We start from the raw sequence: 16607 nt of genomic DNA, 5'->3' as shown, positions 1-16607 counted from the left end.
AACTCCGTATACTCTGTGCCACTTCGTGTTGAGTCGTGGAATTGTTAGCGGGCACAAGGGGAGCATATGAGCATTGAAAAAAGAGCGGAATTCAACTCTGTCGCCATGGATATGGAGTCGATACGGCAGAAACTGATCGCCTCCCTGATGCGTCAGGCACCGGAACAGGGATTAAATGAAACAGTACTGGGTGGTCTCTCCCTGATTCGCTGCAACGAGCCGGGAGCCTGTGCGGCATCGGTGTATACACCGTCCCTGAATTTTATTATTCAAGGCCGCAAAACCTTGGAGCTGGGAGACCGGGAAATTTCCTATATGCCGCTGAGCTATGTGGCAACCTCGGTGCACTTACCGATCCTGGGACGTGTTGAAGACGCTTCCCTGGATACTCCGTTTCTTGGCGTAAAGATAACGATCGATCCGCAAGAGGTGGCAGACCTGGTTATGGAGCTGGGTGATAAGGCGCCGGGTGTGGAGGCTGGCTACGACTGTCCCGAAGTCAGCTGCGGCCTGTGCCTGACCAAAATGGATTACGGTATGCTCGATGCGCTAAACCGGCTGGTCTCCTTGCTGGATAGCCCTAAAGATGTCCCGATACTGGCGCCATTAGCCCGGCGTGAGATTATCTATCGCGCCCTGATGGGGGAGATTGGCGCGCGGATGCGCAAGTTTGCCATGGTAGATAGCCAGGCGAACCGGGTATCCCGGGTGATTGAGGTGCTAAAAGACCGCTTCTCAGAACCGCTGCGTATCAGTGATTTGGCCGATCAGGCCAATATGAGTGAGTCATCCCTATATCACAGCTTTAAGCAGATCACCCGCATGTCCCCGTTGCAGTTCCAGAAAAAGCTGCGCTTACATGAGGCGCGACGCCTAATGTTGACCGAGGGGCTGGAAGCGGCTTCCGCCAGCTATCGGGTTGGCTATGAGAGCCCCTCCCATTTCAGTCGTGAATACAGCCGCATGTTTGGTCTTCCGCCCCGCGCGGACGTGATTAAATTGCGCGGTGAACAACGGGTCCCAGCTTAATTTGAAACTGGGTTGCCCTGCTTCAAAACAAATAAGCTGCACCACCCTTCGGGACTGATATCGCCCTCCACAACCAGGCAGGCATTGGGGGGCTCAAACAGCTGACAGTCCACGCACTTTTTCCCATCCTTGGGAGTATCCTGGTAATTTACCTTGTCTTTTTGCGCTTTGATTTGGGCCTGAGCTGAGGGTGCTGCGATAAATGTGGCAGGAATTAAAAGTAGCGATGTTCCTGAAAGCTTAAGAAAGTGGCGACGGGAATTGTCTAGAGGCTTTTCCATAAATGAACGCCTGAATGATGAAAATAAGTTTCTGGCATTCAGGTTAGCTGGAGAAGGGAGTTTTGCTCAAATTAAAGGCTTTGTTTTAAGCGGTAATCTTATTCTATTTGTTAAATTGGAGACGGCGCCATGTAGGCGCCGTCTGTTTTTACTTCTTTTACTTGGTTACGCGTATTTTAGCTACAGATTTATCTCCGCTGCGAGATACGACCCGAACCTTTAAGCCGTAAGGTGTGATAGCGCGGCCGGCATCTGGTATTTCTTCGCTGCTATAGCTCCGGGTGTCATTAAACAATGGGTAGCGGCGGTTGTGAGTGTCACTCAGGAGTATGCCGTAGTCCTCGAGTAAATCCAGAACCATGTCGTCGGCTCTTTCGATATTAAATGTGGCATCGTGAACCTGATAGCGGGTACTGGCAACAGAGTCATCACTCCATCTCAATACATTTTGGTCAGCATCAACAACTCCGAGGAAGCCGTTTCCTGGGTGTACGCCAACCCAGTTATTATCGTAGCTGGAATCTACGTACCAAACCAAGAGGCCTTCCGTGAAAGTGAGCATTTCGCCAGCTACATTCACGTGCGCCAATCCGGCATCAACGCCGCGATGAGTACGCCATTCGAGTAAATAGTAGTGATCGTGCTCAAGATAGCCTGGGTTTCGGCTAAAGCCTGCAAGGCTAAAGTTGCCATCAGTCTCAGCATCATCGAAAAGGAATGTTGTGTCATCAATTTCGATGCTGATGTCATCGGCAAAAAGACCTGAATTCGCTACGGCGCCATCAGTAATATAGGCAAGCGAAAGGCTAATTTCTTGCCCGGCGTAAGCGCTTAGATCGAATGCAACGTCAATCCAGCCCTCGGAGCTACCAGTAATACCATTACCTGGGTTGGTGCCGTTGGGGTTGGTATCTGTAGTTACTGAACCAGGAATGGAGACAAAGCCATCACCGGAATCTACCATGATCGCGGCGTAATCCCAATCCAGCTCAATGTCGTACCAAGCTTTGAAAGAGAGGCTTGCTGTTTCTGCATTGCTCAGATCAACAGATATTGTCATAGAGTTTTGCAGGTTGTTGCCGCTACCACTGAAGTAGGCGTATTCCCCACTGCTGGGTTCGGTAACTATTTCTTGTTTTGCAGGTAGGTCAATTCGGACGGCATCGTTATTGGTCCCCTTATTAACCGCTTCATCGAGTAGCAACTCGATACCGCGGCGAGGAATTTCATCTAGTGCAATAGTTTCACCGTGAAGCCAGTTCCCACCATGGTTGTGTTGCAGGTATTCCTTGGCATATGCGGAAAAGCCCGTGGGTTCTGCACCCGGTGTTACACCAGCCCAGCTACCACTGGACATAATGGACCAGTAGGAGACGGGTTCTCCACGGCCGCTTCCATCGGTATCGTATTCATCGGGCAGGCCCAAATCATGGCCATATTCATGGCTGACAACCCCTGCAGCGGCGTCCGCCGGCTGAATGGTGTAATCGTAAGCAGCCATAGTGCCGCCCCAGTAATCTACCTCCGCAGTAGTCCCTTCAAGTGAATAGACTCCGCCAAGGTTCCAACGGTGAGACCAAATGGCGTCTTCACCCAGTTGCCCGCCACCTGCTTCTTCACCAACCGAGGAGTGGAAGATCATGATGTGATCTACCAAACCATCTGCTTCCCAAAAGTCGCCATCACCATCCAGGTCGTAACGGTCTTCAATATCAAAATCTGACAGGTCTACTGTGGGGTCGGCAGCTGCAGCTTCCAGGGCCTCACGAATTAGGGAGCGGGCATCTCCATCGGTGTTATTGCCGTAATAAGCTGCTGGTTGGCTGGCCATATACCAACCTGCAACAGAGCCTTCAACCGAGTAGCTGTTACCGGATTGCTGCCAGTAAAACTGTTGCATGGATAGCATGTTTTCCCCATTGGGGCCTTCAAAGCCATTTTGGGAGAAAAGCAGGTCAGCGTAATGTTCAGCGGCGTAATCCGCGTAGTACATATCACTTTCCCCGGGTTCGATGCTGTTATGGGGAAAATCGGGGAACTCCATCAAAATAGCGAGAACCCGTGCAGTTTGGGCTTCACCGTCGTAGCTCTCAAGTTGAATGTTTCTAGGGTAGCGGCTGCCGTGGTTGCGGTGAAGGGAACCTTTGCCCCTTTTAAGCCGAGGGTGGTGCCCTCCTCGGGCATCGCGCATCATTGTTACGGTATCGCTGGTAAGATCTTGAGCCCCATTAATACTATGGGTGGCCCGCTCTTTTAAATAAACCCGTAAAGTGCGCTCAGCTTCGGCAATAGAGGCATCTTGGCTGATGCGACCAGAGCGCTTGAGCATATCAATCAATTTGGCTTCATTGGCAATGACCAAGTCGACTTGATCACCACCCTTTTGAGATGAATTAACGGCGTGGGCATTGACTGTCATCAGGCTCAGTGCCAGCGTGCCGACGGAGAGCAAACTGTTTATTTTTAGCATGATCCCTTCTTGTGCGTTCCGAGATGATTTTAAGTTCCGAAATTAGACATAAATAAAATTTACTAAAATAGTCAGATTTCGAGTTATGGCAGCTCAGGTTTTTTATTATTAGCTACAGAGGGATGACGTTTTAAGATGAATAGGCCGCAATAAATTTATGGGGGGTGGCACAATTTTAAACTACAGTGTGATGTTTATTTGATCGCTGATAAATTTTCCTGAAGATGTTAATGAAAATTATTTCCCCATCTGAAGAGCTTCTGTAGCATAGCTTGTTACATGTCTAGTTTTTTTTATTTTTCCATGGTAGCCAAAGGCAAATTTGCAACCCCCGCTGGGGCGGTTCAAGAGCTGTATGTACCCGTCGTGTGCATCAATGATTTCCCGGCAAAGCGCTAAGCCCAGGCCGACACCTTGCTCTTTAGTTGAGAAAAAGGGGAGCAGCGCCTGCTCAAGTACTTTCTCACTCATGCCGCAGCCACGATCGGAGAGTACTAACTTTTGTCCAAAGGTATCGGTGGCGATTTCAAGCTCAATATCCTCACTATTACTGCCTGCTTCTCGTGAATTCTTAATCAAATTTAGCAGGGCTTGCTCTAGTTGAATGAGATCAAAATAACCGGGTTCATCTGGTAAGGAGCCTTTAAGTGAGAACGCTTGAATTGGCATTATACGATCGACTAGATCTTGCCAAGCTATGGTCTCGCAACTTGGAGGAGGGAGTTTTGCAAAAGAGGCATACCCTTGGGTGAACTCCGTAAGGTGCTTGCAGCGGTCTGCAATAATATCGAACACTTTTTCCAGTGCTTGCTCTTTTCCAGGTTTTGTTACCAGCACCTTTCCTGAGTGGGCGAGAGATGAAATTGGGGCTAAAGAGTTGTTCAGTTCATGACTGATCAAGCGAATAACTTTTTTCCAAACTTCTACCTCTGCACGGGTTAGTTCGCGGGTCATTTCTCGCAAGACGATTAAGCGATGCTTCTGGGCATTTAATACAAAAGTACTATTTCCGATATGCATGGAGTGTGGCCCATTAGTATCAGTGTAATTAAATAGTCCATTTTTCCAGCTGTTTATGGCGCTAACTATTTCTTTGGGGCTTTTGGGCAGGAGCTTTTGTAATAGTAATCCTTGTATAGGTTTCCCATTATTGAGTAGTTGTTTGGCACTACTGTTTGAGTAAATGATGCGATCGCTTTGATCGACCAGTAAAAGAGCTTGGGGAGATGTCTGGATAACGGTATCTAAAAGGAGTTCTCGTTGATAAATATGAGCACGCTCTTTACGTAAGTGTTCGCCAATCTCATTATAAAGCAGTGTTATTTGTCGGAGCTCATTGTCCTTCGGGGGCACAAGGGAGATTGAGAAGTCGCCGTCACGAAAATTTAGCAGCCCATTTTGCAGTGATTTTATGGTGCTGTTCAGGGGGCCAATTGTGTGCCTTATAAGTCCAATTAACAGGGGCAGTGAAGCTAAAAGCCCCACAGCCCAGGAGAGTGATGGGCTAAAGCCCGCTCGGGTGCCGAGCCAGCTGATAGTAATGCCGGCTAATAAAGGAATAGCTGCTATTGCAATTAGGCGGCCTTCAAGCGAAAAATATTTTGACATCAATAGGGTATACCGTGTTTTTCCAAGCGGCGATACAGCGCTTGACGGCTCATACCGAGTTCACGTGCAGCCTGGGCAATAATGCCATTACAATTGGAGAGAGTCTCCTGTAGCAACTCGCGACTGGGCTCAAAACTCACTTCCACTTTGTCGGTTGGCGTTTGCTCAGGAAGTGCCAGGACGGCTTCATCGATAGTATCCTCCTGACTAAGGACGGCCGCTCGCTGCATAACATTTTGAAGTTCTCGCACATTGCCGGGCCAATGATAGCGAGTAAGGGCGTTTAACGCTTGAGGAGATAGTTTTTTTGAGTTGCCACTTTCTGCGAGGAAGCTCATCGCCAGGGGAGGGATGTCTTCAGGGCGCTCATGTAGTGGCGGGAGGCGCAGTTCTATAACATTGAGTCGATAAAATAAATCCTGGCGAAACTTACCTTCCCCGATAGCCTTGTGGAGATCCCTATTGGTAGCACTGATTACCCGAACTTTGGTTTTGCGGGTTTGGCTGCTGCCTAAACGTTGGAATTCCCCGGTTTGCAGTACGCGCAGTAGTTTCACCTGGCCACTGGATGACAGCTCGCCAATTTCATCGAGAAACAGGGTGCCGCCATCGGCGGCCTCAAACCTACCCTCCCGTGCCCGATTGCCGGCGCCGGTATAGGCTCCGGGTTCGGCTCCGAACAGCTCTGCTTCCATCAGATCTTCTGGCAGTGCACCTACGTTAACTTTAATAAAAGGCCCTTCTCTCGATGAAGAGTTCGCTTGGACAATCTCAGCAATCTTCTCTTTGCCGGCCCCATTTGGTCCTGTGATCAGGATAGGAACTTCAGATTTAGCTACTTGAGTGGCCATCTCCAGCAGCTTTTGCATTTTATCGCTGCGGTAAATTATGCCTTGTAGTAGAAAATCTTCCTGTAATTGGCGTCGAGCATCCAAAACCTGTTGCTGGGATGCCTGCTGGCGCTTTTGTAATTCTCCCAACTCCAATAAATTGTTAATTGTGGATATTAGTTTATTGTCATCCCAGGGTTTGCCCAGGTAATCAGCAGCCCCAGCTCTGACTAACTCGACTGCCATTTCCAGTTGGGTCCAAGCGGTCAAAAGGATAATTGGAAGGTCCGGATTTATTTCCCGAATTGCGAAGAACAGCTCTTTGCCTTCTTCCCCAGAGGTTGTATCAGCGGTGAAATTCATATCCTGGATAACCAGGCTTACATCGCTGTTCTCTCGCAGCAGTTGTAATCCGGCTTGAGGAGTAATCGCACAAAGTGGCTGCAAGTCATGCAGGGACAACAGGATCTCCAGGGCGGAAACGATACTGCTGTTGTCATCAATAATAAGTACTTTGTCCATAGTTTCTAAGACACGCTATTAAGGCGCCTATTATGCAATGTGTTGGTGGCGAGGGGGAATGTTTGTGGCAGGTTTTCCCTGCCACAAATAGGTTCGGGAGAGTTGGTGGCCGATATGTTACTCAGCGGGTTTATGGTCGAAGCTAAGTACCCTCGCGAGCTGCCACTTATCATCAACCTGTTTCCAGAGATGAGTGAACTGAGAACTTTCCCGTAAGACTTCAGAATTGTCGTCATTGATGCCATAAAATCGATGGGTACCGGACTGAATAGCACCATAATGGTTGACGGGGTAGACTTTAGAACTCTCGATTACCAATTCACGACGTGCACGAATATCATTTCCATTTTCACGCTGTTTACACATATTGGTAATGGCCTTGACAAACTCTTCTCCAGACTTCGCTGTTTGACCCCACTTGTCATGGTACATTTCAAAATCATCGGTCACCAGGTTTTGTGCTTCTCTTAGATCACAATTGTTGAATAACGCATCAAATAAGCGTTGGTCAGCTTTTGTAATTTGTTGTACTAATTCTTCATTTGCTATTGGTCCAGCAATAACTGGATGTTTTTCAGCTTGAGAAGCTGAGCTTAGGAGGGGCAGCCCCATAAAAAATAAAGAAAATATTTTTTTTAACAAAATCAATGTCCTTATTGTTTGCTGGGGGCGAGCAAGTAGGCCACCCCCTCAAGGTTGTTATTTAGATACTTCGGGTGGCTGTTGCCGGCGATATATTCGCTGCTCGTAACGCTGGGGCAAGTGCAGCTACAAGACTGACTAAAAGTACCAGTAATGCACAAACAACTAGGGGTGCAATTGTCAAAGTGGGCTGTGAGTAATCGCGAACCATATATTGATTGGCAATTAGTGCTGCTGCACTGCCAACTGCGATACCCAGGCTCGCTATCATTCCGTTTTCTATAAGAAAATAGCGACTGATATTGGTGCGGGTGGCTCCTAATGCACGTCTAACCCCAATTTGTTTGGCCCTTTGATTAATCCAGAATATGGTTAGGCCTACAATGCCAAGAGCTACAATAAAACTCAACATGGCAGCAACAATAGATAGGACTTTAACCATTAAATTATCGCGGGCATAACTTCGGGCGACATACTCTGTAAGTACTTTTGTTTTTATTACTCTTTGAGGGTCGCGTTCAGATAATTTTTCCTCTAGTACCTTCAGTACGTCATTGCGCTTTCCTGATTCAGTCCGAACTAAATAATTTATATCTTGCGTGTTTCTAACGACGGGAAAAAAGGCTACATTACCTGCGTTTGACCATCCTACCCAGGCTCCCAGATGTCTCTCGACAACACCAATGATTTCTATTGGATGGTTGTTGCCATCATATAAAGGTTTACCTATAGGGTCCTGGTTAGGGTACAGTTTTTCAGCGAACTGCTTAGTGATAATGGCAACTGACATTTCCCTGATTTCATTAGGGTCAAAATACTGCATTTCCACATCTGTAAAATTTCGGCCCGCAATTAAATTAAGACCTAGAGTATTAATGAAGTGTGGATCTGTATTGTAACGGTTGGAGACGACCCCACCGATTTCCTGATTTGGCTGCGTGTAAAATACGCCAGCAGATCCTGATTGTGATAAGGGTACTTGCTGTGTAACAGATGCGTCCTTGACGTGGGACAGTTCGCGTAGCAATTTTAAATCAGAAGAAGCTGCACTGATCATGTCGTAATCTTGGGGGATTGCCATAACGTTTATAGCAATAATTTCTTCCACGGCAATACCTGTCGGTCGTGTTATCTTGCCAATGCGATCCTGTACAATAACCACAATGTTACTGATGATCGCCAATGTTAATGCTAGCTGCATAGCGATTAACATTGCTGATATTTTGTTGCGCCAGAGGGCAGACAACATAGGTTTCAATTCCAACATGATTCGGCCTTACTGGGTTTTCAGATAAATGGAGGGGTTGGTACGGCTGATACGCCAAGCCGGATAGATTCCTGCGAGTAGGCTTGCAATCAAAGCGAGAGCGATGGCTGCAATCATCATTATCCAATCCATCGTAGCAACAGTATCCATTTGCCCCATGGCTAGGTAGCGAATTCCACTAATACCCATGACTGCAATGAATATTCCGGCGATACCACCGATTAATCCAATGGCAGAACTTTCAATTAAGTGTTGGGTAAATATAGCGCCTCTGCTCGCTCCCAGGGCACGTCGGACACCAGCCTCGGGTGCTTTACGCAAAAACTTAGCGAGCAATAAAGCTACAGCATTGATGATACAAACTAATAAGAAAGCCAGAGATATCCAGCCCAATACACGGTTATCATCTCTGAGGACTTCGTTAAGAACCAGCCATTCAGAGGGCTTGCTCAGGGCAAATTTTAATGGTCGTTCAAAGCGCCCCTGTATTTTTTCACCATTAATATATGCAGTCAGGAAATCTTCATATTGAGCTTTTTGGTCGCTACTATTTATCTCGACCCAATACTGTATCCAAATATCCTCACTTTGTAGGAATCCCTCGTAGCCATGGCCTTCACCATTTTTCCACCCATTGGTGTTTCCCCAGCTGTATATCTCCAGTTTCCTATGTAGCCCGAAGGGCACAAACAGTTTTTCGGCGCTGCCAAAGGCACTGTTGTTAAGGTCATAAACTTTAGGAGCAGGCTCCCAGTGATCAATAACGCCAACAACAGTAAAGGGCTCGCCATTTAGGATGATGGATTTGCCTACACTGTCTTCGCCAGAAAATAATTTGTCATTCATCGACTTGGATAGAACAACAACCGCGACATGAGAAGAGTCTGCTTCATTTTCCCAGGTACCGCCGTAAATAAAAGGCACATCAAAAAGGGAGAAAAAATCGCGCGTAGTGACGCGGGTAGATGCGGTAAAAGGGCGCATCGATGAGTTTTCAAGTTGAACCGTAAACCCGAAGCGGTGCATGGCAACTTGGCGAGTTGGAATATCTGAGCGTAGAAGCGCTTGTGTATCCTGGTAAGTCAATTGCCAGGGTATCTCATTGGCCGTATTTGCAGCTTCCTTAGGGTTCCAACCATCCAGCTGCACAGCGAAAAGAACGTCATCTTTATGCTGGAGTGCATTTTGCGACATCATATAGTTGAGGGTGAGAACAGTCATGGAGGCTCCGACGCCCACCGCAATAGCAGAGATCATCAAGCCGCTTAAAATTGGCGTACCGCGCAGGCTGCGCAAAGCCAGGGAAATATAGTATCCAAACATGGTGCAGACTCCTTAAGCAGTAACGGCAGCAGGCTGCTCGGGGACCGCACGTAAATCACAAACCTGTCCATCCACGATCTGGATGTTGCGATGGGCACGGCGAGCGAGTTCCGGATCGTGGGTAACCATCACAATGGTGGTTCCCCACTCGTTAATAAACTCCAGTAGCTCCATTACCTGGCGGGCCATTAAGGAGTCGAGGTTGCCGGTGGGCTCGTCCGCGAGTAAAAAACGGGGCTCGCCGGCTAAAGCGCGAGCGATAGCGATACGTTGCTGCTGTCCACCGGAGAGCTGTGCTGGCAGGTGCTTGGCGCGTGCAGAAAGACCTACCTGCTCGAGCACTTTTTCAATACGTTTGCGGCGTTCTTTTGCATTGAAACCACGATAGCGCAGGGGAACGTCGATATTGTCGAATAAGGTCAGGTCGGGAATCAGGTTAAATCCCTGGAAAATAAAGCCTATCTTTTCGTTGCGCAGATGTGAACGCTGGCGGTCATTGAGATTACTGACATTCTCACCGTCGAGCAGGTATTCTCCACTGGTGGGAGTTTCCAGCAGACCGGCGATGTTGAGAAAGGTGGTTTTACCGGAGCCACTGGGGCCGGTCACCGAAACAAATTCGCCCTCTTTAACCTCTAGGCTGAAATCGCGCAGCGCATGAGTTTCTATAGTATCGGTACGGAAACTTTTACGGATATTGTTCATTTTCAACATTGCGATATTCCCTTTTTCTTAAACTTTAAACTATTGATTGATTTACTAAGGAGCTATACCGAGCTCCAATTTGAATTCCGGGTTAATCTGTCAGCGCAACCAGCTGGGCATTTTCGAGCTCCTCGGAAGAGGAGATAATGATTCTGTCTCCCTCTTGCAGGCCTGAGACAATTTCCACCTGTTTTAAGCCAAAGGCGCCTATCTGGATGGAAACTCGCTCCGCCTGTTGTTCGCTGTTCAAGCGAAAGGCATGATTGCCACCGCTTTGATCGAGAAAGCCACCGCGTTTGACCAGTAGTACGTTATTGCGGTTTTCCAGCAGTATGCGGGCGGTAAGGCGGAGATTTTGTCGCAGCTTTTTCGGCTGGCCCTCGGTAAAGCGAACCCGTGCAACCACCTGACCGTTGATGACTTCGGGGGAGATTGCGGTAATTTCCCCGGATAATTCTTTTCCACCGAGATTGATTGCCACGGCCATGCTGATGCCCAGATCGTCGGCATAGTTTTCCGGCACCTTGGCCTCGAGTTCAAAACTGGTGAGATCGACGACTGTAATAAGTGGCGCATTGGCACCTACGGCGCTGCGCTGCGCCACAGCCAAGCTACCGACGGTGCCGTTGACCGGTGAGATAATGTTCAGCTCGCGTACACGGCGCTCAGTTTCTTCTACCTGAAGACGTTGTTGTGAGACCTGGAGTTCCAGGTTCTGGGTTTCAAAGGTCAGTGATTCTTTTTCCAGTCCCGCATTTTGTACGGCTTGTTCGTACTCCAGCTGGGCGCGGGCCATATCGTCCTTGGTTTTTTCAAAATCCAGCCGCGAGATAATTTGCTTTTCCATAGACAGCTCTGCACGTCTCAACTCTCGCTTGGCAGCGGTGAGGTTGACTTTGGCCAGGTCGGCCTTTTGCTGGTTTTCCATATGCTGGCGTTTGGCCTGGATTTTTTGGCGCTGTAGGTTCACCGTCAGCTGGTTGAGTTGGGCGTTTTCCTGGGCCAGCTGATTGGATAGTTCCGGACTGTCGACTGTGGCCAGCAATTGCCCTTCGTCAACGGTATCCCCAGCTTTCACCGCAAACTTCACAATGCCCTGGGCAGGGCTGAAAAGCGTTGGGCTGTTTGCAGCGACCACTTGGCCCTGAACCACCAGGTCCCGCACCAGGTCTCCTCGCTGGACCTGGGCGATATTGATTTGGGACAGGGAAAGGGTGCTGTCGACGGAGCTATTGCTGTGCCAGGAGCTGATACCCCAGATCAGGAATGCCACTGTCAAACTGGCAAATACCGAGACTTTGACGACCTTTTTGTTCTTCCAAACCGGCACGGCTTCTATCTTGGTATCTTGTCTGGAAGTATCTCTAATCATTGCGGCTTTCCGTTTCTCTTACTGTTTTGCCTGTCGTTGGTATTTGGATGCAGGCTTTTGGAAATTTGGATTCAGAGTTAAGAATCTGCTTGTTAGGAGGGGTATCGCAATAAGCATGCCAACAGTTAAGTTTTGTTTAACCTGTTGAAATAAAAGGAATTTTTTAGATTTTTGTGTTTTTTTGTTTTCTTGAGGGTGTCCGCAAAAAGTGTCCGGTGTCCGCCTTGTCCGCAGTCGGACGGCAGAGGACAGCTCTGATATTTGTCAGAGGAAAAGTGGGGATAGGGGGGTTGTGCCATGCGGGGTTGCTGCCGTTTATGGTAGAGTGCGCGGCCTTTTTTTGATCAATCTCAATTTAATTAGCTGTCTCCTATGTTTCCTTCGCTGCTCTCATCGACCAAAGCCGACTGGTTCGGCAACATACGTCGGGATGTTCTCGCCGGCCTGGTAGTGGCCTTGGCTTTGATACCCGAAGCCATCGCTTTCTCGATTATCGCGGGCGTTGACCCCAGGGTCGGGCTCTACGCCTCTTTCTGTATTGCTGTTGTGATTGCATTTGTTGGCGGTCGCCCGGGAATGATCTCCGCTGCCACCGGGGCCATGGCTCTGCTGATGGTGACCCTGGTGAAGGAACACGGGCTGCAATATTTGCTTGCGGCAACCTTATTGACGGGGGTACTGCAAATTATTGCGGGTTACCTGAAGCTGGGGAGCTTAATGAGTTTTGTCTCCCGGGCTGTGGTGACAGGGTTCGTCAATGCCCTGGCAATATTGATATTCCTGGCGCAAATGCCGGAATTGATCGGCGGCACCTGGGAAGTCTATGCAATGACTGCGGCGGGTCTGGGGATTATTTACCTGTTCCCTTATATCCCCGTGATTGGCAAGGCTGTGCCATCACCGCTGGTGTGTATTCTGCTCCTCACCGCAGTGGCGGTGACTATGGGATTGGATATTCGCACTGTCGGCGATATGGGTGAGCTGCCGGATACTTTGCCTGTTTTCCTCTGGCCAGAAGTTCCGCTTAACTTTGAAACCTTACAGATTATCTTTCCCTACTCCGCAGGTCTGGCCGTTGTGGGCTTGCTGGAATCCCTGATGACCGCGACGATTGTCGACGACCTGACGGATACTACCAGTGACAAGAACCGCGAGTGTAAAGGTCAGGGTATTGCCAATATTGCTGCGGGTACCCTGGGTGGTATGGCTGGCTGTGCGATGATCGGCCAGTCTGTTATTAATGTGAAATCCGGTGGCCGCGGCCGTCTTTCCACTCTGGTGGCCGGTATCGGTCTGCTGACACTGGTAGTGTTTATCAGTGACTGGGTTGCTGTGATCCCCATGGCGGCGCTGGTGGCAGTCATGATTATGGTCTCTATCGGCACCTTTGACTGGGGCTCCATCCGCAACCTGAAGCACTACCCACTCTCTACAAATTTGGTCATGCTGGCCACTGTGGTTGTGGTAGTGTGGACTCACAACCTGGCCTATGGTGTATTTGTCGGTGTGCTGTTGGCATCGCTGTTCTTTGCCAACAAAGTCAGTCACTTTATGTATGTGAGCAGCTCTCTGGATGAAAAGCAGAGTCGCCGCACTTACAAGGTCATTGGGCAGGTATTTTTCAATTCAGCCGATAAGTTTACCGCTTCATTTGATTTCAAAGAGGTGGTGGATACGGTGGTGATCGACCTCAACCGTGCGCATTTCTGGGATGTTTCCGGGGTTAATGCGCTGGATAAGGTGGTGCTTAAGTTCCGCCGCGAGGGAGCACAAGTTGAACTGGTAGGACTGAATGAGGCCAGTGAAACGATCGTCGACCGTTTTGGCGTACACGATAAGCCCGAGGAAATTGAGCGGGTTCTTGGAGGACATTGATGGCCGTAAGCAACAGCGAAAATAGCAATGAGAACACAGGTAATGGCGGCAAGGCGCCATTGATACTCTCTTGTATCGATGGCTCTCATTACACTGGAGCGGTGTGTGATTACTCGGCCTGGCTGGCCAGGAGCCTGCAAGCACCGCTGAAGCTGTTGCACAACATCGAAAGAAGCAGTGTCCCTGCGGTAACCGATTTTACCGGCAGTATTGGCCTGGGAAGTCAGGAGGAGTTGCTGGAAGAGTTAACTGCGCTGGAGCAGCAGCGGGCGCAGTTAATGGTGCAGCAGGGCAAGCTGATGCTACAGGCCGCCCGCAGCCGCGCCGAAGATGCCGGTGTGCAAAATATCAAAGCCTGCCAGCGTCACGACAGCCTGACAGAATCAGTGGTGGAAATGGAAGACTCCATTCGCGCGCTGGTGTTAGGAATTCGCGGTGAAGAGCACGGGGATTCTGAGCGTGGACTTGGCGCTCACCTGGAGACAGTAGTGCGCTCACTGCACAAGCCGATTCTGGTGGTCAATCGGGACTTCACAGAGCCCAGCAGGGTGATGCTTGCCTACGATGGCAGTGAGGCCTCGTGCAAGGCATTGGCGATGGTTGCAGAGAGCCCATTATTTCGCGAACTCTCCTGTCACCTTGTCTATGTAGGGCCCGCTGAAACTGCGGAGAATTTGTTGGCTGAAGCCTCGGCCAAACTGGATTCTGCAGGACTCACTTGCACTGCCAGTAATCTCACTGGCAATACCGTTGAAGCTTTGGTGGCCTACCAAACTGAGCACCAGATTGACCTAACCGTGATGGGAGCTTTCAGTCACAACCGCCTGCACGACCTTCTGATGGGAAGCATCACTGTAAAAATGTTGTTGAAAGCCCGTCAGCCTCTGTTGCTGTTGCGGTAGAAGCCTCTTCGCTTCCCACTTAGAGTGCCAGTGCCGCTTCCCGGGGGCTGGCAAACCAGCGTAGGGGTTCTGCCTCATCGGGCAGTCTTAAATCGTAGAAAAGGGCTTCGCGACCAACTTTGCGAAGCTCTTTTTCTCCCATCATTAAATAGCTCTTAAGATTTAAGTTGCAACGGTTTTCCTGCTCTTGTTGCGTGTCTTTCTCGGTAAATGTCAGCTGAGAAATATCAAGCGATGTCTTCATTTTCTTATCCTGATATCGCCATACGCCGGTGAGTGGGTCAAAACGGTAAAACGGCAACAATCTCCAGCCGTAGATGGCGACCAGGGCCACTGCCTCCAATAAGTATTCGAAGACCTCCTCGCTGATAAAATAGTTAAAATTGAGTCTTATCCAACCGGGTCTCAGTACCTTGTGACCTTGCAGGATTTGTTCTTCCAGGGATTTACTGTGGGCCATATCGATGCCCAATAAAGCGTGTCCGTAGGGACCGGCACAGGAGCAGCCTCCGCGAACCTGAATACCAAATAGGTCATTGAGCAATGCCACCACAAAACCGTAGTGAAGGTCCTTATTGTTCCATTTAATTCGCAGGGAGATGATGGATAGTCGCGCAGAGTCAGTATTGCCGAGTATCTCAATGGCCTCCTCCTCCGACCAGCGTTGCAGTGCCCGCTGTAAAAATTGGGTTTCGCGTCGACCAATCTCTTTTGCGCCCACCGTCTGTTGAAGTTTGAAAACCATACCGGCCCTGATCGACTCAATAATGGCTGGAGTGCCGCCCTCTTCACTGCGCTCGGCGTCTTCCAGATAGCGGTGATCTTCCGGCGTGACATAAAGGACGGTACCGCCTCCCGGTGTGGCAGGTACTGAATTTTTCAGCAGATCTTCGTGTACAACCAGAATACCTGGGGTGCCAGGTCCTCCGATGAATTTGTGCGGGGAGATAAACACGGCATCCTTTTGGTAGTGGCTATCCGGCGTTGCTGGCCCTTGCATATTAATTTGCACATAGGGTGCTGCGGCGGCGTAGTCCCAAAAAGATAGAGCTCCGTGTTTTTTAAGGAGTGCAGTCACTGCCTCTACATCTGTTTTGATTCCGGTTACGTTAGAGGCCGCAGAAAAACTGCCGATTTTGTGTGGTCTATGGGCATGGGCGCGCAGTGCTGATTCCAGTGCTTCAAGGTCAAGTTTGCCACTTTGATCCAGTGGAATAGCGATCAAATCGGCAACGCTCTCTCGCCAGGGGAGTTCATTGGAATGGTGCTCGTATGGGCCGATAAATATAACCGGGCGATCATGTTCGGGAATTCTACTTAAGAGCTGGTGTTGCCTATCCAGGTCTGCGGGCAGGCGCAAGTTGAGAATATCGATCAATTTGTTGATCGCGGCTGTTGCACCAGAACCACAAAAAATCACTTTATGGTTATCGCCGCCGTTGACTGCCTGACGAATTTCTTCACGGGCTTGCTCCCGTAGCGCGGTTGTATGGGCACCGGTATAGGAGCTCTCGCTGTGGGTATTGGCATAGAAGGGCAGTACCTGCTGGCGGATAGTCTCTTCGATAAATGTCAGCGCACGACCGGAAGCTGTGTAATCGGCGTACACCAGAGGACGTTTTCCAAATGGCGTTACGATTGCTTGCATATCGCCGATTACCGAGTCGCGGATGTGCTTTATCAGGTCTGTCATGATTTCCTTTCCCCTGTTTTGTGGGGCTCACTTTAGTCCCGAATGCTTGAAACAATGTCTCTACTTGTATCTTTTATTGTGTATTTTA

At 49.3% G+C, this 16607-nt stretch carries 13 protein-coding genes; 3 read left to right on the top strand and 10 right to left on the bottom strand.

The window, feature by feature from the left end; genetic code table 11:
* The first annotated feature begins 66 nt into the window (after positions 1-66).
* A complete protein-coding gene (locus P0078_RS09800; RefSeq protein ID WP_282934202.1) occupies positions 67-1029 on the top strand; it encodes an AraC family transcriptional regulator in 963 nt (320 codons plus the stop codon).
* Here P0078_RS09800 and P0078_RS09795 read toward each other — a convergent pair.
* The 9 genes from P0078_RS09795 to P0078_RS09755 form a co-directional block, all read right to left on the bottom strand.
* Positions 1026-1310: a hypothetical protein gene (locus tag P0078_RS09795; protein ID WP_282934201.1), complete on the bottom strand. Its 285-nt coding sequence runs from the start codon at positions 1308-1310 to the stop codon at positions 1026-1028. The genes P0078_RS09800 and P0078_RS09795 overlap by 4 nt on opposite strands.
* Positions 1311-1467: 157 nt before the next feature.
* On the bottom strand, positions 1468-3780 hold the full coding sequence (locus P0078_RS09790) for an immune inhibitor A domain-containing protein (protein ID WP_282934200.1): 2313 nt from the start codon (positions 3778-3780) through the stop codon (positions 1468-1470).
* A gap of 237 nt (positions 3781-4017) precedes the next feature.
* The gene (locus tag P0078_RS09785) at positions 4018-5265 is read right to left on the bottom strand and encodes a sensor histidine kinase (protein ID WP_282934199.1); all 1248 of its coding nucleotides are present in this window, start codon (positions 5263-5265) and stop codon (positions 4018-4020) included.
* A 122-nt stretch (positions 5266-5387) separates the two neighbouring features.
* Entirely contained in the window at positions 5388-6740 is a 1353-nt protein-coding gene (locus P0078_RS09780; RefSeq protein WP_282934198.1) for a sigma-54-dependent transcriptional regulator, read from the bottom strand.
* Between the two features lie 117 nt (positions 6741-6857).
* On the bottom strand, positions 6858-7382 hold the full coding sequence (locus P0078_RS09775) for a nuclear transport factor 2 family protein (protein WP_282934197.1): 525 nt from the start codon (positions 7380-7382) through the stop codon (positions 6858-6860).
* Between the two features lie 61 nt (positions 7383-7443).
* On the bottom strand, positions 7444-8649 hold the full coding sequence (locus P0078_RS09770; RefSeq protein WP_282934196.1) for an ABC transporter permease: 1206 nt from the start codon (positions 8647-8649) through the stop codon (positions 7444-7446).
* 9 nt (positions 8650-8658) lie between these two features.
* Positions 8659-9972, bottom strand: coding sequence for an ABC transporter permease (locus P0078_RS09765; protein ID WP_282934195.1), 1314 nt, complete (start codon positions 9970-9972; stop codon positions 8659-8661).
* A 12-nt stretch (positions 9973-9984) separates the two neighbouring features.
* Positions 9985-10686, bottom strand: coding sequence for an ABC transporter ATP-binding protein (locus tag P0078_RS09760; RefSeq protein WP_108731860.1), 702 nt, complete (start codon positions 10684-10686; stop codon positions 9985-9987).
* An 82-nt stretch (positions 10687-10768) separates the two neighbouring features.
* On the bottom strand, positions 10769-12049 hold the full coding sequence (locus P0078_RS09755; RefSeq protein WP_282934194.1) for an efflux RND transporter periplasmic adaptor subunit: 1281 nt from the start codon (positions 12047-12049) through the stop codon (positions 10769-10771).
* Positions 12050-12421: 372 nt separating this feature from the next.
* On the opposite strand from P0078_RS09755, the gene P0078_RS09750 reads away from it, so the two are divergent.
* Both P0078_RS09750 and P0078_RS09745 read left to right on the top strand, forming a co-directional pair.
* Positions 12422-13924 carry a SulP family inorganic anion transporter gene (locus tag P0078_RS09750; protein ID WP_413664447.1) on the top strand — a complete coding sequence of 501 codons (1503 nt, stop codon included), beginning with the start codon at positions 12422-12424 and terminating at the stop codon, positions 13922-13924.
* Positions 13924-14826 (top strand): universal stress protein, encoded by a 903-nt coding sequence (locus tag P0078_RS09745; RefSeq protein WP_282934193.1) that lies wholly within the window; start codon positions 13924-13926, stop codon positions 14824-14826. Before P0078_RS09750 ends, P0078_RS09745 begins: the two co-directional genes overlap by 1 nt.
* 19 nt (positions 14827-14845) lie before the next feature.
* On the opposite strand, the gene P0078_RS09740 is transcribed toward P0078_RS09745, so the two are convergent.
* The gene (locus P0078_RS09740; protein WP_282934192.1) at positions 14846-16519 is read right to left on the bottom strand and encodes an aminotransferase class V-fold PLP-dependent enzyme; all 1674 of its coding nucleotides are present in this window, start codon (positions 16517-16519) and stop codon (positions 14846-14848) included.
* Positions 16520-16607: the final 88 nt, after the last annotated feature.

This window comes from Microbulbifer sp. VAAF005 (genome assembly GCF_030012985.1).
GTDB lineage: Bacteria > Pseudomonadota > Gammaproteobacteria > Pseudomonadales > Cellvibrionaceae > Microbulbifer.
The sequence above is the reverse complement of the archived record's forward strand: the minus strand, read 5'-3'. Positions and strand labels throughout refer to the sequence as shown.

Bases quoted from the DNA above. Each gene is read 5' to 3' on its own strand.
- P0078_RS09800 (WP_282934202.1), top strand. From the start codon at position 67: ATGAGCATTGAAAAAAGAGCGGAATTCAACTCTGTCGCCATGGATATG.
- P0078_RS09795 (WP_282934201.1), bottom strand. From the start codon at position 1,310: ATGGAAAAGCCTCTAGACAATTCCCGTCGCCACTTTCTTAAGCTTTCA.
- P0078_RS09790 (WP_282934200.1), bottom strand. From the start codon at position 3,780: ATGCTAAAAATAAACAGTTTGCTCTCCGTCGGCACGCTGGCACTGAGC.
- P0078_RS09780 (WP_282934198.1), bottom strand. From the start codon at position 6,740: ATGGACAAAGTACTTATTATTGATGACAACAGCAGTATCGTTTCCGCC.
- P0078_RS09770 (WP_282934196.1), bottom strand. From the start codon at position 8,649: ATGTTGGAATTGAAACCTATGTTGTCTGCCCTCTGGCGCAACAAAATA.
- P0078_RS09765 (WP_282934195.1), bottom strand. From the start codon at position 9,972: ATGTTTGGATACTATATTTCCCTGGCTTTGCGCAGCCTGCGCGGTACG.
- P0078_RS09760 (WP_108731860.1), bottom strand. From the start codon at position 10,686: ATGTTGAAAATGAACAATATCCGTAAAAGTTTCCGTACCGATACTATA.
- P0078_RS09755 (WP_282934194.1), bottom strand. From the start codon at position 12,049: ATGATTAGAGATACTTCCAGACAAGATACCAAGATAGAAGCCGTGCCG.
- P0078_RS09750 (WP_413664447.1), top strand. From the start codon at position 12,422: ATGTTTCCTTCGCTGCTCTCATCGACCAAAGCCGACTGGTTCGGCAAC.
- P0078_RS09745 (WP_282934193.1), top strand. From the start codon at position 13,924: ATGGCCGTAAGCAACAGCGAAAATAGCAATGAGAACACAGGTAATGGC.
- P0078_RS09740 (WP_282934192.1), bottom strand. From the start codon at position 16,519: ATGACAGACCTGATAAAGCACATCCGCGACTCGGTAATCGGCGATATG.